Origin of the sequence: Oceanicella actignis, from assembly GCF_900111545.1 — a bacterium.
In the GTDB taxonomy this organism is placed as follows: Bacteria; Pseudomonadota; Alphaproteobacteria; order Rhodobacterales; family Rhodobacteraceae; genus Oceanicella; species Oceanicella actignis.
This window is the reverse complement of record NZ_FOHL01000003.1, coordinates 74,071-95,869: the sequence shown is the minus strand read 5'-3', so window position 1 is coordinate 95,869 and position 21,799 is coordinate 74,071. Positions and strand designations below refer to the sequence as shown.

Here is a 21,799-nt window from a genome sequence, read left to right as displayed (position 1 = left end):
TGCGCGCCCCGGGGGCGGCGTTGCGCGCTCGCCCGGCCCGCGGCGGGTCAGGCGCCGTGGGCGGCGTCGGCCAGGCTGCGGACGAATTCGAGGATGCGGGCGGGCGGCTCGCCGCGGCCCAGCCGCTCGACGATGGCCGAGCCGACCACGGCGCCGTCGGCCGCCGCCGCGATATCGCGCGCCGATTCGGGCGTCTTGATGCCGAAGCCCACGCAGACCGGCAGATCGGTGCGCGCCTTGATGCGCGCCACCTCGGGCGCGACGCGCGCCGCGTCGGCGGCGGCCGCGCCGGTGATGCCGGTGATCGAGACGTAATAGACGAAGCCCGAGGCGTTGCTCAGCACCTTGGGCAGGCGCGCGTCGTCGGTGGTCGGCGTCGCCAGGCGGATGAAGTCCAGCCCCGCCGCGCGGGCGGGCAGGCACAGCTCGTCATCCTCTTCGGGCGGCAGATCGACCACGATCAGGCCGTCCACCCCCGCCGCCCTGGCGCGTTCGAGAAAGCGCGGCACGCCCATCGCGTAGATGGGGTTGTAATAGCCCATGAGGACGATCGGGGTGCGGTCGTCTTCCTTGCGGAAGGCGGCGACCAGGTCGAGCACGCGCGACAGCGTCATGCCCGCCGCCAGGGCGCGCTGTCCGGCCAGCTGGATGGCCGGACCGTCGGCCATGGGATCGGTGAAGGGCATGCCCAGCTCGATCACGTCCACCCCCGCGCCGGGCAGCCCGCGCACCAGCTCGAGCGAGGTCTCGAAATCCGGGTCTCCGGCCATCACGAAGGACACGAAGGCCGAACGGCCCTGGGCCTTGAGCTCGGCGAAACGGTCGGCGATGCGGGTCATGGGCGGCTCTCTCGTCGTGCGATGGGGCGGTCATCCGCCGCCGCCGGGCGCGGGGCCGGGCGGCGGCGGGTCGGGGTCAGTCTTCCTTGCGGAAATACTTCTTGTCGCGCGGCTTTCCGTCCCAGCCGGTCTTGCGCGGGGGGCGGTCGTCGCCGCCGCGCGGGCGCTCGTCGCGGTTCTGCCACGGCTTGCCGCCGCGATCGCCCTGCGGCTTGCCGCCGAATGGGCGCGGGCCGGCGCCCTGCCCCTCGCGCGCTTCCCACTTGTTGAGCAGGCGCGCGTCGAATTCGTCGCGGCCCACGCGGCCCTCGTGGCACCAGACGACCTTCACGCGGTCGTCGCGAACCTCTTCCACCGCCATGCGCATGGAACCCGAGATGAGGACGACCATGTCGCCCGTTTTGAAGTCAGTCACGTAACGTGATCCCTTGTTCGGGGCCCGCGGCCCCAGGTTCTTCGGGCGGCGCGCCGCCCCTTCAGATCTTCGCCCCCAGCGCCTCGGCCACGGTGAAGATGTCCTTGTCGCCGCGCCCGCACATGTTCATGACCAAGAGGTGGTCCTTCGGCAGCTCGGGCGCGATCTTCATCACATGCGCCAGCGCGTGGCTGGGTTCAAGGGCGGGAATGATGCCCTCGGCCCGGCAGCAGGCCTGGAACGCCTCGAGCGCCTCGTCGTCGGTCACGGCCACGTATTCCACCCGCCCCGCATCATGCAGCCAAGCGTGTTCGGGGCCGATGCCCGGATAGTCGAGCCCGGCCGAGATCGAGTGCCCCTCCAGGATCTGCCCGTCCTCGTCCTGCAGCAGATAGGTGCGGTTGCCGTGCAGCACGCCCGGCCGCCCGCCGGTCAGCGAGGCGGCATGCTCCATGCGCGCGTCCACGCCGTGGCCGCCGGCCTCGACGCCGATGATGCGCACGCTCTCGTCGTCGAGGAAGGGATGGAACAGGCCCATGGCGTTCGAGCCGCCGCCGATGCAGGCGACCAGCGTGTCGGGCAGACGGCCCTCGCGCTCGAGCATCTGCGCGCGGGTCTCGCGCCCGATGATCGACTGGAAGTCGCGCACCATGGCCGGATAGGGATGCGGGCCGGCGACCGTGCCGATGCAGTAGAACGTGTCGTCCACATAGGTGACCCAGTCGCGCAGCGCCTCGTTCATCGCGTCCTTGAGCGTGCCGCGCCCCGAGGTCACGGGCACCACCTCGGCGCCCAGCAGCTTCATGCGGAAGACGTTGGGCTTTTGCCGCTCGACGTCCGTCGCGCCCATGTAGACGACGCATTTGAGCCCGAACTTGGCGCAGACCGTGGCCGTGGCCACGCCATGCTGGCCGGCGCCGGTCTCGGCGATGATGCGCGTCTTGCCCATGCGCCGGGCAAGGATGATCTGCCCCAGCACGTTGTTGATCTTGTGCGCGCCGGTGTGGTTGAGCTCGTCGCGCTTCATGTAGATCTTCGCGCCGCCCAGCTGCTCGGTCAGGCGCTCGGCGAAGTAGAGCGGCGAGGGACGGCCGACATAGTGCTTCCACAGATCGTCCATCTCGGCCCAGAAGGACGGGTCGGTCTTGGCGTGCTCGTAGCGGGCCTCGAGATCGAGGATCAGCGGCATCAGCGTCTCGGAGACGAAGCGCCCCCCGTAGATGCCGAAGCGCCCGCGCTCGTCCGGGCCGGTGCGGTAGCTGTTGACGCCCTCTGCGCTCATCTCGAATTCCTCGTAGCTTGGCCTGCGAAAGGGGTGTTTAGCGCCTTGGCGCGGGCTAGTCGATCGCCGATCGCGGGTCAGGCGGCCGCGGCGGCGGCGCGCACGAAGGCGGCGATGCGCGCGGGGTCCTTGATACCGGGCGCGCGCTCGACCCCGGACGAGACGTCCACCTGCCGCGCGCCGGTCAGCCGCACGGCCTCGGCGACGTTCTCGGGGGTCAGCCCGCCCGCCAGCATCCACGGAACGGCCCAGCGCCGCCCCTGCAGCAGCCGCCAGTCGAAGCTGAGCCCGTTGCCCCCCGGCAACGCCGCGCCGCGCGGCGGCCTGGCGTCGATCAGCAGCTGATCGGCCGCGCGCGCGTGCTCGGCGATGGCGGGCAGGTCGCCCTCGTCGGCCACGCCCACCGCCTTCATCACCGGCAGGCCGAAGCGCTCGCGCAGCTGCGCGACGCGCTCGGGCGTCTCGGCGCCGTGCAGCTGCAGCATGTCGATGGGGGCGGCCTCGAGAATCGCCTCGAGCGCGGCGTCGTCGGCATCGACCGTCAGCGCCACCTTGCACAGGCCCGCCGGCGCCAGCGCCGCCAGCCGCGCGGCCTCGGCCGGGGCGACGTTGCGCGGCGAGCGCGCGAAGAACACGAAGCCGACATAGGCCGCGCCGGCGCCGGCCGCCGCGCGCAGCCCCTCGGGCTCGGTCAGGCCGCAGATCTTGACCCGCATCGCCCCTCAGCCGCGCGCCAGTCCGAGGATGTCGGCATCCTCCTCGCCCGCCTTGCGCTCGAGGCGCTTGAGTTCGCGCTGCAGCTCGGCGGCCTTGCGCTTGTATTCGCGCTCGGCCCGGCGATGGCCGCGCTCGCGCACCGCCTCGAGCAGCAGCCCCGCCGCGACGCCGACGAAGAAGGCGGCGAACAGCGCGACGAAGAGCGGAACCGTCACCCCGCCCGACAGGCCAAGGCCCATGTCCAGCTCGGGCGGCAGGGCGTGCACGGTGGCCGGGCCGCGATTGGCCACGCCGAAGGCGATGGCGGCCAGCGCGATGGCGGCCAGCAGGATGAATTTGACGATGCGCACCTGGCGTTCACTCCTCTTGAGCGGGGCGGTCCTGGCCGGTCTGCGCCTGGTTCAGCCGCAGGCGCAGCTCCTTGCCCGTGCGGAAAAAGGGCACGCGCTTTTCCGGGACGGCCACGGATTCGCCCGTGCGGGGGTTGCGGCCCATCCTGGCCTCGCGCGTCTTGACCGAAAAGGCGCCGAATCCGCGCAGCTCGACCCGGTCGCCGTCGGCCAGCGCGCGCGTGATCTCCTCGAACACCGTGGCGACGATGCGTTCGACGTCGCGATGGTAGAGATGCGGGTTCTCTTCCGTCAGACGCTGGATGAGTTCCGATCTAATCATGCCTTCTCCTCCCCGCGGATCTTCTCGTCCGATGCCTTGGGACTATCGCGGCTGCGGCGCGGAATGTCACCGCAAAACCGCGCCCGGCCCGCGGCGCGATGCAGGTCAGCGCTGGATCGACATCAGCCGCGGCCCCGCCGTCAGCGCGCGCGCGGCCGAGCCGGCGCCGCGCAGCAGGTCGATCAGCCGCTCGAGCGTCGAGGCGCCCTTCTCGCGCGGGCGCGCGTCCGCGACGGGCAGATCGGCCGGCACGCCGCGTTCCTCGAGCCAGGCGCGCGCCTCGCGCTCGGCCCCGATCTGGTCCGCCAGCCCGGCGGCCACGGCCATGCGCCCGGTCATGATTCGCCCATCCGCCACGCGCTCGAGCGCCGCGCCGCGCAGCCCGCGGCGCTCGGCCACCAGGTCGCGGAACCAGGCGTAGGCGTCGCGGATCATGGCGCGCTCGACCTCCAGCGCGGCCTCGTCGGCGGGGGCGAAGGGCGAGGGCGCGGCCTTGAGCGGCGAGGACTTCACCTCGACCATGCGCACGCCGATCGAATCGAGCAGCTCGGACAGTTCGGGATGCTGGGCGATGACCCCGATCGAGCCGACGATCGAATTGCCGCGCACGATGAAGCGGTCGGCCGCGAGGGCGGCGATGTAGGCGCCCGAGGCGGCGACCTCGCCGGCGATGGCGACCAGCGGCTTGCGCGCGGCCAGGCGGCGCAGCGAATCATACAGCGCCTCGGCCCCGACCGTGGTGCCGCCGGGGCTGTTGATGCGCAGGATCACGGCGCGCACCTCGTCGTCCTCGGCCAGCGATTCGAGAAAGGCGTCGCGCTCGGGGTCGTCGGCGATCACGCCCGACAGCTGCACCCGCGCCACCCGCGGCCCCGAGGGCCCCGGCTCGGGCGCCAGCAGCGCCGCCGCCGCCACGGCCAGCAGGATCAGCGCCAGGATACGCCAGAACCATAAACGGCGCCGCAAGCGGCGCCGTTCGATGTCGTCGAGCGTGGTCATGCCCGCGAAGCGGCGGCGATCACTCGCCGCGCTCCTTGAGGGCCGCGCTCAGGATGTCGCCCAGCGAGGCGCCCGAGTCGGACGAGCCATACTGCTGCACGGCCTCCTTCTCTTCGGCGATCTCGCGCGCCTTGATCGACAGGCCGAGGCGCCGCGAGGCGCGGTCGATGTTGGTCACGCGCGCATCCACCTTGTCGCCGACCGAGAAGCGCTCGGGGCGCTGGTCCTGACGGTCGCGCGCCAGGTCCGAGCGGCGGATGAACGACTTCATGCCGTCGTATTCCACCTCGATGCCGCCATCCTCGATCGCGGTGACGGTGCAGGTGACGACGTCGCCGCGCTTCACGCCGGCCACGGCGTCGGCGAAGGGATCGCCGTCAAGCTGCTTGATGCCGAGCGAGATGCGCTCCTTCTCGACGTCCACGTCCAGCACCACCGCCTGGACGACGTCGCCCTTCTTGTAGTCCTGGATCGCCTGCTCGCCGGGACGGTCCCAGTCCAGATCGGACAGGTGCACCATGCCGTCGATGTCGCCCTCGAGACCGATGAACAGGCCGAACTCGGTGATGTTCTTGACCTCGCCCTCGACCTTCGAGCCCGGCGGGAACTTCTCGGCGAAGGCCTCCCAGGGGTTCTGCAGGCACTGCTTGAGGCCCAGCGAGACGCGGCGCTTGACCGGATCGACGTCCAGCACCATCACCTCGACCTCCTGAGAGGTGGAGACGATCTTGCCCGGATGGACGTTCTTCTTGGTCCAGCTCATCTCCGAGACGTGGACCAGGCCCTCGACGCCCGGCTCCAGCTCGACGAAGGCGCCGTAGTCGGTGATGTTGGTCACGCGGCCCGGCAGCTTGGCGCCGACGGGATACTTGGCCTCGACGCCCTCCCACGGATCGGCCTGCAGCTGCTTCATGCCCAGGCTGATGCGGTGGGTGTCCTTGTTGATCTTGATCACCTGGACCTTGACGGTCTCGCCGATGTTCAGGATCTCGGAGGGGTGGTTGACGCGCCGCCAGGCCATGTCGGTGACGTGCAGCAGGCCGTCGACGCCGCCCAGGTCCACGAACGCGCCGTAATCGGTGATGTTCTTCACCACGCCCTCGACCACGTCGCCTTCCTTCAGGCGCGCGACGACCTCGGCGCGCTGCTCGGCGCGGCTTTCCTCGAGCACGGCGCGGCGCGAGACCACGATGTTGCCGCGGCGGCGGTCCATCTTGAGGATCTGGAAGGGCTGCGGGATGCCCATCAGCGGCGTGACGTCGCGCACGGGGCGCACATCGACCTGGCTGCCCGGCAGGAAGGCCACGGCGCCGCCCAGGTCCACGGTGAAGCCGCCCTTGACGCGGCCGAAGATGGCGCCCTCGACGCGCTCTTCCTTCTCGTAGGCCTTCTCGAGACGGTCCCAGGCCTCTTCGCGGCGGGCCTTGTCGCGCGAGATCACGGCCTCGCCGCGGGCGTTCTCGACGCGCTCGAGATACACCTCGACCTCGTCGCCGACCTTGATCTCGGGCTCATGGCCGGGCTTGGCGAATTCCTTGAGGTCGACGCGCCCCTCCATCTTGAAGCCGACGTCGATGATCGCCTGGCCGTTCTCGATGGCGAGAACCTTGCCGCGAACGACGCTGCCTTCCTGAGGGGTCGCGATCTCGAGGCTCTCGTTGAGAAGCGCCTCGAATTCTTCCATGGTTGCTGCGGGCATGCAGTCGGGTCTCCGTATGGGTCTATGGTTTCCGGCCAGCCGGTTGGGTCCGGCGGTCTTTCCTCTGGGTCCGTCGCCGACGGCAAGCGGGCGCGTGCGAAAAAGCGAAAGCCCGGCGAACACCGGGCCATGTCGGGTGTCCGGGGTTTGTCGCCGCGCAGGGAATCACCCCCCGCCTGCTCTGCCAGCACATTTCCGCTCGATCAGCGCCGCCGCTTGGGCGACCGCCGCGTCTATACTCAATTTCGTCGTGTCAAGCAAGACCGCGTCGGGGGCCGGCTTCATCGGCGCCGCCTCGCGCGCCGCGTCGCGCGCGTCGCGCCGGCGCAGATCCTCGAGCACCTGCTCGAACGTCGCCTCCGCCCCGCCCGCGCGCAGCTCGGCGCAGCGCCGGCGCGCGCGCACCTCGTCCGAGGCGGTGACGAACAGCTTCACATCCGCGTCCGGGCAGATGACCGTGCCGATGTCGCGCCCGTCCAGCACCGCGCCGCCGGGCCGGGCGGCGAAGGCGCGCTGGAAGTCCAGCAGCGCGGCCCGCACCTCGGGCAGCGCCGCCGCCTGCGAGGCCGCCTGCCCCACCTGCGGATCGCGCAGCCCCGGCGCCTGCAGATCCTCGGCGCGCAGCGCGCGCGCGGCGCGGATCGCGTCCTCGGGCCTGATCGCCCCGCCCCCCGCGGCCAGCGCCTTGCGCCCCACCGCGCGATAGAGCAGCCCCGTGTCCAGATGCGCGAAGCCGAAGCGCGCCGCCAGCGCCCGCGCGATGGTGCCCTTGCCCGCCGCCGCGGGGCCGTCCAGCGCCACCACGAAGCGCCCCGCGCAGGCCGCGCTCATGCCGCCCGCTCCTCGAACGCCGCGCCCAGCGACTGCATGAGCGCGCGAAAGCCGGGGAACGAGGTCGCCACCGGGCCGGCGTCGTCCACCGTCACCGGGCGGCGCGACGCCATGCCAAGGCACAGGAACGACATGGCGATGCGGTGATCGAGCCGCGAGGCGCAGGTCGCCCCGCCCGGCACGCCGCCCGGCCCCATGCCGTGGACGATCAGCGTGTCCTCGTCCTCTTCGACCGTCACGCCGCAGGCCTCGAGCCCGCGGGCCATGGCGTCGATGCGGTCCGATTCCTTGACGCGCAGCTCGCGCACGCCGCGCATGACGGTGCGTCCCTCGGCGAAGGCGGCGACCACGGACAGGATCGGGTATTCGTCGATCATCGCCGGCGCGCGCTCGGGCGGGGTCTCGACGCCGCGCAGCGTCGAGAAGCGCGCGCGCAGATCGGCCACGGGCTCGCCCCCCTCTTCGCGCGGGTTCTCGAAGACCAGGTCCGCGCCCATCTCGCGCAGCGTCTCGTAAAGGCCGGCGCGGGTGGGGTTGAGGCACACGCCGGGGACCAGCACGTCCGAGCCCTCGACGATCAGCGCCGCGCAGACCGGGAAGGCCGCCGAGCTGGGATCGCGCGGGGCGGCGATGGTCTGGCCGGTCAGCTCGGGCCGGCCGGTCAGGCGGATGATCCGGTCGGGGCCGTCGCGCTCGATCTCGACCCGGGCGCCAAAGCCGCGCAGCATGCGCTCGGTATGGTCGCGGGTGGGCTCGCGCTCGATCACCTCGGTCACGCCGGGGGCGTTGAGCCCGGCCAGCAGCACCGCCGACTTGACCTGCGCCGAGGGCACCGGCAGGCGGTAGCTGACGGGAACCGGATCGGAAGCCCCGGTCAGCACCAGCGGCAGCCGCCCGCCCGCGCGCCCCTGCGCGCGCGCGCCGAACAGCGCCAGCGGCTCGGTCACCCGCCCCATGGGGCGCGAGCGCAGCGAGGCGTCGCCGGTGAAGCAGGCGCTGATGGGCGTGGTCGCCATGGCGCCCATGATCAGGCGCACCCCGGTGCCCGAATTGCCGCAGTCGATGACGTTCTCGGGCTCGGCGAAGCCGCCCACGCCCACGCCGTGCACGCGCCACTCGCCGGGCGCGAGGCGCTCGACCTCGGCGCCGAAGGCGCGCATGGCCGCGGCGGTGTCGAGCACGTCCTGCCCTTCGAGCAGGCCGGTCACGCGGGTCTCGCCCACCGACAGCGCGCCAAGGATCAGCGCCCGATGCGAGACGGACTTGTCGCCCGGCACATGCGCGATGCCGGCAAGCGGTCCGGCGCGGCGGGCGGTCAGGGGGCTGGCGGGGCCATGAGCGGTCATGCGGGCCTTCCGGTTCGAACAGCGGGAACGGCCCGGTTCTAGCCACGCGCGCGCGCCGCGTCCACCGCCCTTCGCCGGCGCGTGTCCGGTGCCCTGCGCGCTTGTCCGGCGTCCCGCGCGTTTGCCCGGCGCCCCGCGCGTGTCCGGCGCCCCGCGCGCTTGCCCGCCGGCCCACGCTTTTGCCCGGCGCCCCGCGCATCGGGCCGCGGCTTTCGCCGCCCGCGCGCCCTGCTCCCGCCCCGCCGCGCCGGCGCGGCGCGCGCCGGCGGCCGGTCAGACCCTGCGGAAGGTCAGATAGATGGGCGTGCGGCCCTCGCGCAGGGCCTTGGCCTCGTAGCGCGTGCCCGGCCAATCGGGCCAGGGGCGGCGCCAGTCCTCGGGCCGCTCGGCGGTCCAGACGAAGGCGGAGTGGTCCATGACATGCGCGAGGGCGTGGCGCGCATAGTCGCCGATGTCGGTGGCCAGGCGCAGCTCGGCCCCCGGCGCCATCACGCGCGCCAGCGCGTCGAGGTTCTCGGGGTTGACGAAGCGGCGCTTGCGATGGCGCGCCTTCGGCCACGGATCGGGATAGTTGAGGAACACGCGCGAGATGGCGCCCTCGGGCAGCACATCCATCAGGTCGCGCGCGTCGCCCGCATGCACGCGCACATTGTCGATGCCATGCCGGGCCATGTGCGACAGGAACATCGCCACGCCGTTGACGAAGGGCTCGCAGCCGATGATCCCGACCTCGCGGTTGGCGGCGGCCTGGGCCAGCATGTGCTCGCCGCCGCCGAAGCCGATCTCGAGCCAGACCGGGCGCGGACCGCCGAACAGCTCGGCAAGGTCGATGGGCGTGCGCGCGGGGTTCTCCTCCCAGGTCACGCCGCGCGGGGCGATGCGCGCAAGCGTGGTGCGCAGGTGCTCTTCCTGCCCCTTGCGCAGCCGCTTGCCATGGCGGCGGCCGTAGAAGTTGCGCCAGGGCGCGCCGTCGGCGCGGCCCGGGGCGCCTTCGCCATTCGCTGTCATCGCAACCTTCCTTCGGGTGTCGGCGCGGGGCGGCGCGCGGCCGCCCCGGGCCGGGTCAGACCGCCGCCTTGAGCGCGTCGACCAGGTCGGTGCGCTCCCAGCTGAAGCCGCCGTCGGGCTCGGGATCGCGGCCGAAATGCCCGTAGGCGGCCGTGCGCTGGTAGATCGGCTTGTTCAGGCCCAGATGCTCGCGGATGCCGCGCGGGGTCAGGTCCATCACCTCGCCGAGCGCGCGCTCGATGGCGGCCTCGTCCACCGTGGCGGTGCCGTAGGTGTTTGCGTAGATCGACAGCGGCTTGGACACGCCGATGGCGTAGCTGAGCTGGATGACGCAGCGGCTGGCCAGACCGGCCGCGACCACGTTCTTGGCCAGGTAGCGCGCGGCGTAGGCAGCCGAGCGGTCGACCTTGGTCGGATCCTTGCCCGAGAAGGCGCCGCCCCCGTGCGGCGCGGCGCCGCCATAGGTGTCGACGATGATCTTGCGCCCGGTCAGGCCCGCGTCGCCGTCGGGTCCGCCGATGACGAAGGCGCCGGTGGGGTTGACGTGCCACTCGGTGTTCGAGGTGAGCCACGCCTTGGGCAGCACCTCGCGGATGTAGGGCTCGACCACCTCGCGCACGCGCTCCGAGCTCATGCGCTTGTCCAGGTGCTGGGTCGAGAGCACCAGCGAGGTCACCTCGACCGGCTTGCCGTCCTCGTAGCGCAGGGTCAGCTGCGTCTTGGCGTCGGGGCCCAGCTGCGGCGCCTCGCCCGACTTGCGGGCCTCGGACAGGCGGCGCAGGATGCGGTGCGCGTAGTGGATCGGCGCGGGCATCAGCTCGGGGGTTTCGTCCACCGCGTAGCCGAACATGATGCCCTGGTCGCCGGCGCCCTCGTCCTTGCTGTCGGTGGCGTCCACGCCCATGGCGATGTCCTTGGACTGGCTGTGGAGCAGGTTGGTGATCTCGACCGTGCCCCAGTCGAAGCCGGGCTGCTCGTAGCCGATGTCGCGGATGCACTCGCGCGCGATCCGCTCGATGGTCGGGTTGACCCGGCGCACGATGTCCTCGCGGCCCTCGGGATGGCCGATCTCGCCCGCGATGATGATGCGGTTCGTGGTGGCCAGGGTCTCGCAGGCGACGCGGGTGTAGGGGAAGACCGACAGATAGGCGTCGAGAACGGCGTCCGAGATGCGGTCGCACACCTTGTCGGGGTGGCCTTCGGAAACCGATTCGGAGGTGAACAGGTAATTCAGTCGGGACACGGGCGTCTCCTCGGGGTCAGGCGGCGGGCCGCGCGGCAGCGCGCACAAGGGCGGCCCGCGGCGCGTCGCGCGGCGGGCGCGGCTGACATACGCGCAACGCCCGCCGCGGGTCAAGAGCGCGCGCCGCGAAACCGCCGCGCGAACGGCGGCGCGAGCGCCTTCCTCCGGGGCGCGGGCGGCGGCCCCCGCATCGCGCGGCGGATCGGCGCCGCCCCGGCGCGAGCCTGGCGCCGCCCCCGCGCCGGCGCCGGCGCAGACGGCGTGGGGCCGAGACGCCGTGTGCGCGGGGTGGGGCCGATGGCGCGCGGCCGATGGGCGGGACTTGACGGCGCCGCCCGCGCCCGGGCGCGGGCGGCCGGGGCCCGGCTGGGTCGATGCGACGCCCGCATGGGCTGCGCGCCCCGGCGTGCGCGTCCTGGGTTGGATCGGAGCGTCGCCGCCGGGCGCGGCCGCCCCGGCGCGCGCGGCCGAGTCAGGCGTCGCCCCGGGTCAGACGGCGCGGCGCCGCGTCGCCGCCAGCGCCGTGAGCGCGCCGATCAGCGCCAGCCACGGCCAGCCGCCGGTGCGCGCGAAGGGCGTGGGCGCCAGCGCGGGCGGCAGCGGCGCGTCCAGCGTTCCGCGCGTTCCCAATTCGAGCCGGGCAAGGATGCGCCCGCGCGCGTCGATCATGGCCGAGATGCCGGTATTGGCCGCCCGCGCCACCGGCAATCCCTGCTCGATGGCGCGAAAGCGCGCCTGCGCCAGGTGCTGGCGCGGGCCGGCGCTGTCGCCGAACCAGGCGTCGTTGGTGATCTGCACGATCCAGTCGGGACGCCGGGCCGGCAGTTCGTCGGGAAAGATGATCTCGTAGCAGATGCGCGGCGCGAAGGGCGGCAGACCCGCCGCGCGGATCGTGCGCGGCCCCGGCCCGGCGGCGAAGCCCTGCCCGACCAGGCCGGTCAGCCCCAGCCGCTCCAGCGCGCCGCGCAGGGGAACATACTCGCCGAACGGCACCAGATGCGCCTTGTCGTAGACGGCCTCAAGCGCGCCGTCCGCGCCGATGACCAGCAGCGCGTTGAACCAGCCCGCGGCGGGATCGAAGCGGCGCGCGCCCGCCAGCACCGGCGCGCGGGCGGCGGCCGCCGCCTGGCGGCGCGCCTCGGCGTCGCGGTCGGGCAGATAGGCGGTGGCCGTCTCGGGCCAGATCGCCACGTCCGGCCGGCGCCCGTCGGCGCGCGGCGCGGCGGTCAGCGCCAGAAGGTCGCGCCAGTGGACCGGCGCCAGCGCCGGGTCCCATTTGAGCGCCTGCGCGACGTTGGGCTGGACGATGCGCACCAATGGGCGCGGGCCGGGGGCCGAGGGCTCGGGCGCCGCCAGGCGATGCGCGCCCCAAAGCCAGGCGGCGGCCAGCAGCGCCGCGCCGCCCGCCGCCCAGGCCAGGCGCGCACGCGCGAAGACCGGCAGCGCCGCGCCAAGCAGCGTGACGAAGCCCAGCGCCTCCTGCCCGAACAGCGCCAGCGTCTGGATCACGGGCGCATCGGCCCAGACATGCGCCGGCAGCGCCCAGGGAAAGCCGGTCAGCACGCGCGCGCGCGCCGCCTCGGCCAGGGTCAGCGCGCCCGCGAAGGCGACGGCGCGCCATGCGCCCGCCGCCCGCATCGCCGCAAAGCCCGCCAGCCCCGCCCCCCAGAACAGCGCCAGCCCGCCGCACAGCCCGGCCAACGCGAAGGGCGCCATCCATGCATGGCGGGCGGCGTCGACCATGAAGGCCTCGGCGATCCAGCTGATCGCAATGGCGAAAAAGACCGCGCCCGCCGTCCAGCCCAGCGCGAAGGCCCGCCGCGGCCCGGCCTCCGCCGTCAGCGCCGCAAGCCCCGCCCAGCCCAGCGGCGCCAGCCACCATGCGCCCCAGGGCGGCTGGGCCAGGGCCAGGGCCGCGCCCGCCGCCGCGGCGGCCGCGAAAGGCGCGGCGCGCGCGCGCATCAAGGCCGCGCGCGCGGCCGGCCCGACCTTCGCCCCGCTCATTCCGCGGCCCGCGCCACCGCCTCGGCCAGCCGCACGCGCAGGCGCTTGATGCGGCGCGCGTCGGCGTCCAGCACCTCGAACTCATGCCCCTGCGGGTGCCGGATCACCTCGCCGCGGGCGGGCACGCGCCCGGCCAGCTTGAAGACCAGCCCGCCCAGCGTGTCGACCTCTTCGTCCAGGTCGTCGGGCAACAGGTCGATGCCCGCGGCGGACTCGAACTCGGGCACCTCGACGCGGGCCGAGGCGACGAAGACGCCGCGCGCCTCCTCGCGCAGCTCGTCATCCTCGTCCACGTCGTGTTCGTCCTCGATCTCGCCCACGATCTGCTCGAGCAGGTCCTCGATCGTGACCAGCCCGTCCACGCCGCCATATTCGTCGATGACCAGCGCCATGTGCACGCGCGCGCTCTGCATCTTCTGCAGCAGCGCGCCGATGGGCATGGAGGGCGGCGCGTAAAGCGCCGGGCGCACATGGCGGCCAAGGTCGAAGGTCTCGGCCTCGGCCCCGAAGCCGTAGGTCAGCGCGATGTCCTTGAGATGCACGAAGCCCAGCGGATCGTCCAGCGTCTCGCCATGCACGGGCAGGCGCGTGTGGCCGCTTTGGCGGAACACGTCGACCAGATCCGGCAGCGCCGCCGTCACGGGCACGCACACGATGTCGCCGCGCGGCACCATCACGTCGCGCACGCGCAAGGTGCGCAGACGGCGGACGTTGACCAGCATGGCGCGCTCGCCCGGGCCGGCTTCGTCCGCGCCGGAGGGAACGGGCGGCGGCGCAGGCTTGCGGCCGCGCAGAAGGTCGGCGAGCCGCCCCCAGAACCCGCGGCGCGGCGGCTCGGGCGCGGCGGGAGCGGGCGCCGCGGGCGCGCGCGCGCCCGAAGCCGGAGCGGCGGCGGGCGCCGGCGCGGCCGTGCCGGCGGGTGCGGGGACGGCGGCCGGGGTGGGGGCCGAGGCGGGGACCGAGGCGGGCGCGCGCCCCGCGCCGGCCCCGCCGGAGTTGCGGGGCGCGCGGGCGGATGACGGCCCGTCGGACGAAGCCTGCGCGCTCATGATGCGGCCTCCTGCGCATAGGGATCGTCGAAGCCCGCCTTGCGCATGGCCGCGCTTTCGAGGCCCTCCATCAGCGCCGCATCGGGCTCGGTCTCGTGATCATAGCCCAGCAGATGCAGCGTCCCGTGCAGCGCCAGATGCACCAGATGCGCGCGCAGGCTCAGGCCGCGCGCCTCGGCCTCGCGCGCGACGGTCTCGAGCGCGAAGGCCAGATCGCCCAGCTCGACGGGCTCGCCGAACGGGTCGGCCTCGGGCGGCGGCGCGGGGCGCGCGCCGGGCGCAAGGCCGCGCTCGGCGGCCGAAAGCGCGAAGGCGGGCCAGGACAGCACGTTGGTCGGCGCGGGCTTGCCGCGGTGCTCGGCGTTCAGCTGCGCCATGCGCGCGTCATCCGCCGCCAGCGCGCCGACGACATAGGCGCCGCGCGCGACCCCGGCCGCCTCCAGCGCCATGCGCGCGCCCTGCTCGACCGCCTCGGCCGGATCGAAGTCGAGCGCCGCCCAGCCGGGGGCCTCGGCGATCAGCTCGACGCTCAGCGCGGGGCCGGTCACGAGTCCGCTCCCGGCTCGTCGCGGTCCCACGCCTCGAGAATGCGCGCGACCAGCGGGTGACGCACCACGTCGGCCGAGGTGAAGCGCACGAAGCCCACGCCCTCGACCCCGCGCAGGATCCGATCGGCGGCGACCAGCCCCGAGCGCACGCCCCGCGGCAGGTCCACCTGCCCCGGGTCGCCGGTCACGGCCATGCGCGCGCCCTCGCCAAGGCGGGTCAGGAACATCTTCATCTGCATCTCGGTCGCGTTCTGGGCCTCGTCCAGAACGATGAAGGCGTTGGACAGGGTGCGCCCGCGCATGAAGGCCAGCGGCGCGATCTCTATGCGCTTCTCCTCGATGAAGCGCTGCACCTGGCGGGCCGGGATCAGGTCGTTGAGCGCGTCGTAAAGCGGCTGCATGTAGGGATCGACCTTCTCCTTCATGTCGCCGGGCAGAAAGCCCAGCCGCTCGCCCGCCTCGACCGCCGGGCGCGACAGCACGATGCGGTCGACGCGCCCTTCGAGGAACATCGCCGCGGCCGCGGCCACCGCCAGATAGGTCTTGCCCGTGCCCGCCGGCCCCAGGCCGAAGACCAGCTCCTTCTCGAACAGCGCCTCGACATAGGCGCGCTGGGCGGGGGTGCGCGGCTCGACGGCCTTCTTGCGGGTGCGGATGGCCATGCGCCCGCCGGCGAACATCTCGAGCTGACCGGCGCGGGGCGCGTCCTCGTCCGGCGCGGCGCCGAAGCGCAGGGCGGCGAGCACGTCGCCCGGCTCGACCGCGCGGCCGGCCTCGAGCCGGCGGTAGAGCGCGCGCAGCGCCTCGGCCGCGCGCGCGCGGGCGTCCTCGTCGCCATGCAGCGTCAGCACGTTGCCGCGGCGCGCGATCTGCACGCCCAGCGCGCCCTCGACCTGGGCGAGATTGCGATCGAAGCCGCCGCACAGCTCGATCAGAAGGCGATTGTCGGGAAATTCGACCCGCGTGCGCGGCGCGTCGTCGTCGGCGACGGCCAAGGGGCCGTCCATGGCGGGGTCATGGGGGGCGTTGCGCGCCAATTGCTCTCCCGGCGGGCCTGATGGAACCGGACGCGGGCGGGACGGCCCGATCATCTGCGCCGCGTCACATCAAAAGGTGGCGCATAGAGGCCCGCACGGCAAGGGTCAACGCCCGTCATGCGCGATCTCAGCCGTCGCGCCGGACTGGAAAGGGCAAGGGCGCGACGGGCGCGCCCTCTTCCAGCAGGGCGCGCGCCTCTTCCACGCTGGCCTCGCCGTAGATCAGGCGCGCATCGGCCTCTCCGGCGTGAATGGCGCGGGCCTCGCGCGCGAAGTCGCGGCCGACATATTCGCCATGGCGCTCGAGCCGCTCGCGCAGCGCGCGCAAGAGCGCCTCGGCCAGGCTGGCGGGCTCGGACAAGGGGCGCGCCGGCGCCTCGGCCGAGGCCGCCACGTTCGGCGCCATCAGCGCCTTCTCCACCTCGGCGCCGCCGCACACCGCGCAGCTCAGCCGGCCGGCCGCCTGCAGACGGTCGAACGCCTCGCTCGACTGGAACCAGCTTTCGAAGGCGTGCCCCGCCTTGCATTTCAACGCGTATCGGATCATCGCACCAGTTTCCCGGCCGCCGACAGGTTCGCCGCATCGGCATGGTCAAACAGATATATGACGATTTCGTCAATGCAACCGCGCTTCGCCGCAAGGCGCGTTCGTGCTATGAGCGCCGGCGTCGCGGGGACGCGGCGCGGACGCGCTGGGCCGGGACGCGGAAGGGGAGGCTCGATGGCTTCGGGGCGCGATGCGAAGGAGCGCCGGGCGGCGCTGGGCGCGGGCGCGGCGTCGCTTGCCGCGGCGACGCTGGCGGCGGCGGCCGGCGCCGGGCCGGCGGGGCTGGCCGCGGCGGGCGCGGCGGCGCTGGGCCTGTGGATCGCCGCGCAGGCGCGCGCCTCGGACCCCGCCCCCGCCTCCGACCCCGCGCCGTCCCCCCTGCGTGCGGGGCCGCCCCCCGCGCCGCCCGAGGGCCGCGCCGCGCTCGAAGCCGTGCCCGTCGCGCTTTTGGCCATCGACCGCGCGGGGCGCATCGCCTTCGCCAATGCGGCCGCGCGCGCGCTTGTGCCGCGCGCCGCGCCGGGCGTGCATCACGCGGCCTGCTTTCGCCATCCCGAATTCGTGGCGGCGCTCAAGGACACGCTGCGCGACGGCGCCCCGCGCGAGGTCGAGTTCGCGATGCATTCGGGACCCGGTCGCTGGCTGCGCGCGCATCTGAGCAAGGACGAGGGCGGCGCGCTTTGCGCGCTCGAGGACCGCACGCGCGACGTGCGCGCCCAGCAGATGCGCACCGATTTCGTGGCCAACGCCTCGCACGAGCTGCGCACGCCGCTGGCCTCGATCATGGGCTTCATCGACACGCTTTCGGGCCCGGCGCGCGACGACCCCGAGGCGCAGGCGCGCTTTCTGGCCATCATGCGGGCGCAGGCCGAGCGCATGTCACGGCTGGTGGACGACCTGTTGTCGCTCAGCCGCATCGAGCTGGACGAGCATGTGCCCCCGTCCGGGCGCCTCGACCTGCACGCCGCCGCCCGCGAGGCGGCCGCCGCCTTCGAGCCCATGGCCCGCGCGCGCGGCGTGACGATCGAGCTCGCCGCCCCCGAGCCCGGCCCCGTCGTGCGCGCCGACCGCGACCAGCTGGCGCAGGCGCTGGGCAATCTGATCGAGAACGCGCTCAAATACGGCGGCGGCAAGCCCGTGCGCGTCCGCCCCGCCCCCGCCGACCCGCTGCGCCCGCGCATGGCGGGCATCTGCGTCGAGGATCAGGGCGAGGGCGTGGCGCGCGAGCACATCCCCCGCCTGACCGAGCGATTCTACCGCGTCTCGGTCAAGCGCAGCCGCGACCAGGGCGGCACGGGTCTGGGGCTGGCGATCGTCAAGCACATCATGACGCGCCATCGCGGCGAGCTGCAGATCGAAAGCGCGCCGGGCCGCGGCAGCCGCTTCACGCTGTGGCTGCCGCTGGCCGATTGAGCCGCGCCTCAGCGCGAGCGCGAACGGTCGCGGCGCGGGCTCATGGGCTGATAGGCGATGACGACGTGATCCTCGCAATACGGCTTGCCGCCATGGGCGGGCAGGCCGCAGAAATAGAAGTCGTCCGTGGCCGGGTCGCCGATGGGCCATTTGCAGGTGCGCTCGGTCAGCTCGAGCAGCGAAAGGCGGCGGGCCTTCTTCTCGACCTCTTCAAGGCGGCGGCGGGCCTCTTCGGACACCTCCGAGGGCGCGGGCGGCTGCGGTCCGGCCCCCGGCCCGCCGCGGCGCGCGACGACCGGCGCCTCGGGCTGCGCGGCCGGGGCGGAAGCCGGGCGCGGCTCGGGCTCGGGCTGGGGGGCGGGGCGGGCGGCGGCCGGCTCGGGCGCGGGCTGGGGCGCCGGCGCGGGCGCGGCCTCGGCCGCCGGGGCCTCGGCCTCGGCCGGCTTGGCCTTGGGCGCGGCCTTGGGCGCGCGCTCGGCCTTGGGCTCGGGGCGCTCGCGCGCGGGCTCGGCGGCCGGCTTGGCGGCCGCGCGGTTCGACAGACCCAGGCGATGCACCTTGCCGATCACCGCGTTGCGGGTGACGCCGCCCAACGCCTTGGCGATCTGGCTGGCGCTCTTGCCCTCGGCCCACATGGTCTTGAGCGCCTCGACCCTCTCGTCGGTCCACGACATGCGCTGAGTCTCCTGATTGACGAATGCAAGCGCCGCGCACCGGCCGGGCGCGCGGTTGGGGAAGGCCTCCGCAGAAGGCCTCCCCGCTCGGGCCTATTGTAACCCGCGCCGCGCCCGTTACAAGATGCGCGGCGCCCCGGGCGCCACGATCCCGACCCTGCAGCGGAGAACGTCATGACCCAGCCCACCGCCCCGCACCTGCAAGACGCCCCCGCCCGCGGCGGCGCGGGCCGGATGGGGGCGCGGCGCTTCGGACGCTTCAACCTGCTGGGCGCATGGACCTTGTGCATGCGCGAGACGCTGCGCTTCGCCAATGTCTGGACGCAGACGCTGCTGGCGCCGATGACGACGACGATCCTGTTCATGGCGGTGTTCACCGTCGCCTTCGCCGCCCGGCGCGGCGAGACCGAGGGCGTGCCCTTCGCCGCCTTCCTGGCGCCCGGCGTCGCCATGATGGCGGTGCTGCAGAACGCCTTCGCGAACACCTCGTCCTCGCTGATCATCTCGAAGGTGCAGGGCAACATCGTCGATACGCTCATGCCGCCGCTCAGCCCGGCCGAGATCCTGTTCGGCTACGTCTTCGGCGGCGTGGCGCGCGGCCTGGCGGTGGCGCTGCTGGCCGGCGGCGCGGCCTTCGCCATGGCCGGGGTCGCGCCCGCGCATCCGCTCTGGCTGCTGGGCTATGCGCTGGCCGGATCGGCGATCATGGCGCTGGCGGGCGTCATCGCGGGCATCGCGGCCGACAAGTTCGACCAGATGGCGGCGATCACCAACTTCGTCGTCACGCCGCTCAGCTTCCTGTCGGGCACCTTCTACTCGGTGCGCGACCTGCCCCCCGCGCTCGAGACCGCCAGCCACTTCAACCCGGTCTTTCACCTGATCGACGGCTTTCGCTACGGCGCCATCGGCCTGTCGGACGCCGGCGCGGGCGGCGCGCCATGGACGGGGGCGGCGGTCGCGGCCGGGCTGACGGCGGCGCTGTGGACGGCGGCATGGGCGCTGCTGCGCAGCGGCTGGAAGCTGAAGACATGAGCGCGCGCGGCGCTGGCGCGCGCCCGCATTCCCGGGTAAGTCATTGGCGCGCCCATCCGCCGGCGGGCGCGCCAGAGCCGGCGGCCGGAACAAGACGCGGCACATGACCAAGCCTCATCCCGTCATCAAGCCCCAACCCGGCATCCTGAGCATCGCGCCCTATGTGGGCGGCGAGAGCGCGGTTCCGGGGGCGAACCGGGCCATCAAGCTGTCGTCCAACGAGAACCCCTACGGCCCCTCGCCGCGCGCCGTCGCCGCCTACGCCGCGGCGGCCGACCGGCTGGCGATCTACCCCGACGGCGGCCATGCGCGCCTGCGCGCCGCCATCGCCGAGGTCGAGGGGCTGGAGCCCGAGCGCATCATCTGCGGCGCCGGCTCGGACGAGATCATCTCGATGCTGTGCCAGGCCTATGCGGGCCCCGGCGACGAGGTGCTGCACACCGAGCACGGCTTCGGCATGTATCGCATCAGCGCGCTGGCCGCCGGCGCCACGCCCGTCGAGGCGCCCGAGAAGGATATGCGCACCGACGTCGACGCGCTGCTGGCCGCCTGCACCGAGCGCACGCGGCTGATCTTCGTGGCCAACCCCAACAACCCGACCGGCACGCTGGTCGGCGCGGACGAGATCGCCCGCCTCGCCCGACTCAAGCCGGCGCGCGCGCTGCTGGTGCTTGACGGCGCCTATGCCGAATACGTCCGCGCGCCCGGCTACGACGCCGGCGCTCGGCTGGCGCGCATGCGCGACGACGTGGTGATGACGCGCACCTTCTCGAAGATCCACGGCCTGGCGGCGCTGCGGATCGGCTGGGCCTACGCGCCCGATCACGTCATCGACGCGCTCGACCGCATCCGCGGACCGTTCAACCTGTCCACCCCCGCGCTCGAGGCCGGCGAGGCCGCCATCCGCGACCTCGAATGGCGCGAGACCTGCGCCCTGCGCAACGAGGTCTGGCGCGACTGGCTGGCCAAGCGGCTTGCGGCGGCGGGCATGCCCTGCCTGCCCTCCGAGGGGAACTTCCTGCTCGCCCATGTCGGCGCCGGACGGGTCGAGCGCATGGACGCCTTCTTCAAGGCGCGCGGGGTGATCCTGCGCAAGGTGGCGGGCTACAAGCTGCCCGAGCACATCCGCATCACCGTCGGCGACGAAGAGGCCTGCCGCCTGGTGGCCGAGCTGGCCGCGCGCTTCGCCCGCGAAGATCAGGAGGGATCGGCATGAGCGACGACGCGCCCGCCGCCCGGAACGCCGGGCCGAACCAGGGGCCGACGGCCCCCGCCCGACCCGCCCCCGCCGAACGCGCCCCCGCCGCGCCCACCTCCGCCGCGCCCGCCTCCGCCGCGTCGCCGGGCGCCTCCGCCGGCGCCGCGCGTGACGCCGGCCCGCGCCCCACGGCGGTGGACGCCGCCGCCGCGCGCGCGCAGGACGAAGGCCCCATCTACGACACGGTGGCGCTGATCGGGCTGGGGCTGATCGGCTCGTCCATCGCCTGGGCGGCGCGGCGCGCGGGGCTGGCGCGGCGGATCGTGGGGCATGCGCGCTCGGCCGCCACGCGCGAGACCGCGGCGCGGCTGGGCTTCTGCGACGAGGTCTTCGCCGCCCCGGCCGAATGCGTGCGCGACGCCGATCTGGTCATCCTGTGCGTGCCGGTCGGCGCCATGGAAGCGACCGCCCGCGCCATCGCCCCGGCGCTCAAGCCCGGCGCGGTGGTTTCCGATGTGGGCTCGGTCAAGGCGGCGGTGATCGAGGCCGTGGCCCCTCACCTGCCCGAAGAGGTCCATTTCATCCCCGCCCACCCGCTTGCGGGCACCGAGCATTCGGGCCCCGAGGCCGGCTTCGCCGAGCTGTTCGACAACCGCTGGTGCATCCTCACCCCCCTGCCCGGCTCGGACCGCGGCCAGGTCGCGCGGCTGCGCCGGCTGTGGGAGGGCTGCGGCGCCAATGTCGACGAGATGGACCCCGCCCATCACGACCTGGTGCTGGCGGTGACCTCGCACGCGCCGCATCTGATCGCCTACACCATGGTCGGCGTCGCCGACCACCTGCGCCGGGTCACGGATTCCGAGGTCATCAAGTATTCCGCGGCCGGCTTTCGCGACTTCACGCGCATCGCCGCGTCCGACCCGACCATGTGGCGCGACGTGTTTCTCAACAACAAGGAGGCGACGCTCGAGATCCTGGGCCGCTTCACCGAAGAGCTGTTCGTCCTTCAGCGCGCCATCCGCATGGGCGACGGGGACCTCTTGTTCGACTACTTCACCCGCACCCGCGCCATCCGCCGCGGCATCATCGAGGCCGGCCAGGACACCGCCGCGCCGGATTTCGGGCGCGTGAAGCCCTCGCGCCCCGCGCCCGCCCGCAGCGCCGAGGCGCCGGCCGCAGCGGGCGCCGACCCGCAGGCCCCGGCCCGGGATCAGGATCAGGGCGCAGGCCCAGACAAGGATGCGGA

At 73.6% G+C, this 21,799-nt stretch carries 21 protein-coding genes and 1 pseudogene; 4 read left to right on the top strand and 18 right to left on the bottom strand.

Annotation, left to right across the window (positions count from 1 at the left end; translation table 11 throughout):
* Positions 1–47 precede the first annotated feature (47 nt).
* The 17 genes from trpA to BMW67_RS05660 all read right to left on the bottom strand — a co-directional run bounded on the left by trpA (position 48) and on the right by BMW67_RS05660 (position 16,236).
* Positions 48–839 carry a tryptophan synthase subunit alpha gene (gene trpA / locus BMW67_RS05740; RefSeq protein WP_072746461.1) on the bottom strand — a complete coding sequence of 264 codons (792 nt, stop codon included), beginning with the start codon at positions 837–839 and terminating at the stop codon, positions 48–50.
* A 76-nt stretch (positions 840–915) separates the two neighbouring features.
* Positions 916–1,254, bottom strand: a complete 339-nt coding sequence (locus BMW67_RS05735; RefSeq protein WP_125458986.1) for a hypothetical protein — start codon at positions 1,252–1,254, stop codon at positions 916–918.
* Positions 1,255–1,315: 61 nt separating this feature from the next.
* Positions 1,316–2,536: a tryptophan synthase subunit beta gene (trpB, locus tag BMW67_RS05730; protein ID WP_072746463.1), complete on the bottom strand. Its 1,221-nt coding sequence runs from the start codon at positions 2,534–2,536 to the stop codon at positions 1,316–1,318.
* A 77-nt stretch (positions 2,537–2,613) separates the two neighbouring features.
* On the bottom strand, positions 2,614–3,252 hold the full coding sequence (locus tag BMW67_RS05725; RefSeq protein WP_072746464.1) for a phosphoribosylanthranilate isomerase: 639 nt from the start codon (positions 3,250–3,252) through the stop codon (positions 2,614–2,616).
* Positions 3,253–3,258: 6 nt separating this feature from the next.
* Positions 3,259–3,603, bottom strand: coding sequence for a lipopolysaccharide assembly protein LapA domain-containing protein (locus BMW67_RS05720; RefSeq protein ID WP_072746465.1), 345 nt, complete (start codon positions 3,601–3,603; stop codon positions 3,259–3,261).
* Between the two features lie 7 nt (positions 3,604–3,610).
* A complete protein-coding gene (ihfB, locus tag BMW67_RS05715; protein ID WP_072746466.1) occupies positions 3,611–3,925 on the bottom strand; it encodes an integration host factor subunit beta in 315 nt (104 codons plus the stop codon).
* A 105-nt stretch (positions 3,926–4,030) separates the two neighbouring features.
* On the bottom strand, positions 4,031–4,924 hold the full coding sequence (gene sppA / locus BMW67_RS05710) for a signal peptide peptidase SppA (protein ID WP_072746467.1): 894 nt from the start codon (positions 4,922–4,924) through the stop codon (positions 4,031–4,033).
* A 19-nt stretch (positions 4,925–4,943) separates the two neighbouring features.
* On the bottom strand, positions 4,944–6,623 hold the full coding sequence (gene rpsA, locus BMW67_RS05705; RefSeq protein ID WP_072746468.1) for a 30S ribosomal protein S1: 1,680 nt from the start codon (positions 6,621–6,623) through the stop codon (positions 4,944–4,946).
* Between the two features lie 165 nt (positions 6,624–6,788).
* Positions 6,789–7,454, bottom strand: a complete 666-nt coding sequence (locus BMW67_RS05700; RefSeq protein ID WP_072746469.1) for a (d)CMP kinase — start codon at positions 7,452–7,454, stop codon at positions 6,789–6,791.
* A complete protein-coding gene (gene aroA, locus BMW67_RS05695; RefSeq protein WP_072746470.1) occupies positions 7,451–8,800 on the bottom strand; it encodes a 3-phosphoshikimate 1-carboxyvinyltransferase in 1,350 nt (449 codons plus the stop codon). The genes BMW67_RS05700 and aroA overlap by 4 nt, the downstream gene beginning before the upstream one ends.
* Positions 8,801–9,073: 273 nt before the next feature.
* Positions 9,074–9,808, bottom strand: a complete 735-nt coding sequence (trmB, locus tag BMW67_RS05690; RefSeq protein ID WP_072746471.1) for a tRNA (guanosine(46)-N7)-methyltransferase TrmB — start codon at positions 9,806–9,808, stop codon at positions 9,074–9,076.
* 55 nt (positions 9,809–9,863) lie between these two features.
* The gene (gene metK / locus BMW67_RS05685; protein WP_072746472.1) at positions 9,864–11,051 is read right to left on the bottom strand and encodes a methionine adenosyltransferase; all 1,188 of its coding nucleotides are present in this window, start codon (positions 11,049–11,051) and stop codon (positions 9,864–9,866) included.
* 489 nt (positions 11,052–11,540) lie between these two features.
* Complete coding sequence (lnt, locus tag BMW67_RS05680) at positions 11,541–13,055, bottom strand: apolipoprotein N-acyltransferase (RefSeq protein WP_072746473.1); 1,515 nt, start codon at positions 13,053–13,055, stop codon at positions 11,541–11,543.
* A complete protein-coding gene (locus BMW67_RS05675; RefSeq protein ID WP_083581161.1) occupies positions 13,052–14,104 on the bottom strand; it encodes a hemolysin family protein in 1,053 nt (350 codons plus the stop codon). Before BMW67_RS05675 ends, lnt begins: the two co-directional genes overlap by 4 nt.
* Positions 14,101–14,652, bottom strand: coding sequence for an rRNA maturation RNase YbeY (gene ybeY, locus BMW67_RS05670; protein WP_245728467.1), 552 nt, complete (start codon positions 14,650–14,652; stop codon positions 14,101–14,103). The genes BMW67_RS05675 and ybeY overlap by 4 nt, the downstream gene beginning before the upstream one ends.
* Positions 14,649–15,659, bottom strand: coding sequence for a PhoH family protein (locus tag BMW67_RS05665; RefSeq protein ID WP_072746474.1), 1,011 nt, complete (start codon positions 15,657–15,659; stop codon positions 14,649–14,651). Before BMW67_RS05665 ends, ybeY begins: the two co-directional genes overlap by 4 nt.
* 157 nt (positions 15,660–15,816) lie before the next feature.
* Complete coding sequence (locus BMW67_RS05660) at positions 15,817–16,236, bottom strand: DUF1178 family protein (protein ID WP_072746475.1); 420 nt, start codon at positions 16,234–16,236, stop codon at positions 15,817–15,819.
* Positions 16,237–16,410: 174 nt separating this feature from the next.
* Here BMW67_RS05660 and BMW67_RS05655 point away from each other — a divergent pair, with 174 nt between their 5' ends.
* A complete protein-coding gene (locus BMW67_RS05655) occupies positions 16,411–17,649 on the top strand; it encodes a sensor histidine kinase (RefSeq protein WP_072746476.1) in 1,239 nt (412 codons plus the stop codon).
* 8 nt (positions 17,650–17,657) lie between these two features.
* Here BMW67_RS05655 and BMW67_RS05650 read toward each other — a convergent pair whose 3' ends face one another.
* Positions 17,658–18,323, bottom strand: coding sequence for a GcrA family cell cycle regulator (locus BMW67_RS05650; protein WP_072746477.1), 666 nt, complete (start codon positions 18,321–18,323; stop codon positions 17,658–17,660).
* Between the two features lie 234 nt (positions 18,324–18,557).
* On the opposite strand from BMW67_RS05650, the gene BMW67_RS05645 reads away from it, so the two are divergent.
* The 3 genes and pseudogenes from BMW67_RS05645 to BMW67_RS05635 form a co-directional block, all read left to right on the top strand.
* Positions 18,558–19,355: an ABC transporter permease gene (locus BMW67_RS05645; protein WP_072746604.1), complete on the top strand. Its 798-nt coding sequence runs from the start codon at positions 18,558–18,560 to the stop codon at positions 19,353–19,355.
* A gap of 103 nt (positions 19,356–19,458) precedes the next feature.
* The gene (gene hisC, locus BMW67_RS05640; RefSeq protein ID WP_072746478.1) at positions 19,459–20,571 is read left to right on the top strand and encodes a histidinol-phosphate transaminase; all 1,113 of its coding nucleotides are present in this window, start codon (positions 19,459–19,461) and stop codon (positions 20,569–20,571) included.
* A gap of 176 nt (positions 20,572–20,747) precedes the next feature.
* Positions 20,748–21,686: pseudogene (locus BMW67_RS05635) on the top strand (prephenate/arogenate dehydrogenase family protein); the annotation flags it as partial.
* Positions 21,687–21,799 lie beyond the last annotated feature (113 nt).

Excerpts from the sequence above, each read along its gene's own strand:
- trpA (WP_072746461.1), bottom strand. The coding sequence starts at position 839 with ATGACCCGCATCGCCGACCGTTTCGCCGAGCTCAAGGCCCAGGGCCGT.
- trpB (WP_072746463.1), bottom strand. The coding sequence starts at position 2,536 with ATGAGCGCAGAGGGCGTCAACAGCTACCGCACCGGCCCGGACGAGCGC.
- BMW67_RS05725 (WP_072746464.1), bottom strand. The coding sequence starts at position 3,252 with ATGCGGGTCAAGATCTGCGGCCTGACCGAGCCCGAGGGGCTGCGCGCG.
- ihfB (WP_072746466.1), bottom strand. The coding sequence starts at position 3,925 with ATGATTAGATCGGAACTCATCCAGCGTCTGACGGAAGAGAACCCGCAT.
- sppA (WP_072746467.1), bottom strand. The coding sequence starts at position 4,924 with ATGACCACGCTCGACGACATCGAACGGCGCCGCTTGCGGCGCCGTTTA.
- rpsA (WP_072746468.1), bottom strand. The coding sequence starts at position 6,623 with ATGCCCGCAGCAACCATGGAAGAATTCGAGGCGCTTCTCAACGAGAGC.
- BMW67_RS05700 (WP_072746469.1), bottom strand. The coding sequence starts at position 7,454 with ATGAGCGCGGCCTGCGCGGGGCGCTTCGTGGTGGCGCTGGACGGCCCC.
- aroA (WP_072746470.1), bottom strand. The coding sequence starts at position 8,800 with ATGACCGCTCATGGCCCCGCCAGCCCCCTGACCGCCCGCCGCGCCGGA.
- trmB (WP_072746471.1), bottom strand. The coding sequence starts at position 9,808 with ATGACAGCGAATGGCGAAGGCGCCCCGGGCCGCGCCGACGGCGCGCCC.
- lnt (WP_072746473.1), bottom strand. The coding sequence starts at position 13,055 with ATGAGCGGGGCGAAGGTCGGGCCGGCCGCGCGCGCGGCCTTGATGCGC.
- BMW67_RS05675 (WP_083581161.1), bottom strand. The coding sequence starts at position 14,104 with ATGAGCGCGCAGGCTTCGTCCGACGGGCCGTCATCCGCCCGCGCGCCC.
- BMW67_RS05665 (WP_072746474.1), bottom strand. The coding sequence starts at position 15,659 with ATGGACGGCCCCTTGGCCGTCGCCGACGACGACGCGCCGCGCACGCGG.
- BMW67_RS05660 (WP_072746475.1), bottom strand. The coding sequence starts at position 16,236 with ATGATCCGATACGCGTTGAAATGCAAGGCGGGGCACGCCTTCGAAAGC.
- BMW67_RS05655 (WP_072746476.1), top strand. The coding sequence starts at position 16,411 with ATGGCTTCGGGGCGCGATGCGAAGGAGCGCCGGGCGGCGCTGGGCGCG.
- BMW67_RS05650 (WP_072746477.1), bottom strand. The coding sequence starts at position 18,323 with ATGTCGTGGACCGACGAGAGGGTCGAGGCGCTCAAGACCATGTGGGCC.
- BMW67_RS05645 (WP_072746604.1), top strand. The coding sequence starts at position 18,558 with ATGGGGGCGCGGCGCTTCGGACGCTTCAACCTGCTGGGCGCATGGACC.
- hisC (WP_072746478.1), top strand. The coding sequence starts at position 19,459 with ATGACCAAGCCTCATCCCGTCATCAAGCCCCAACCCGGCATCCTGAGC.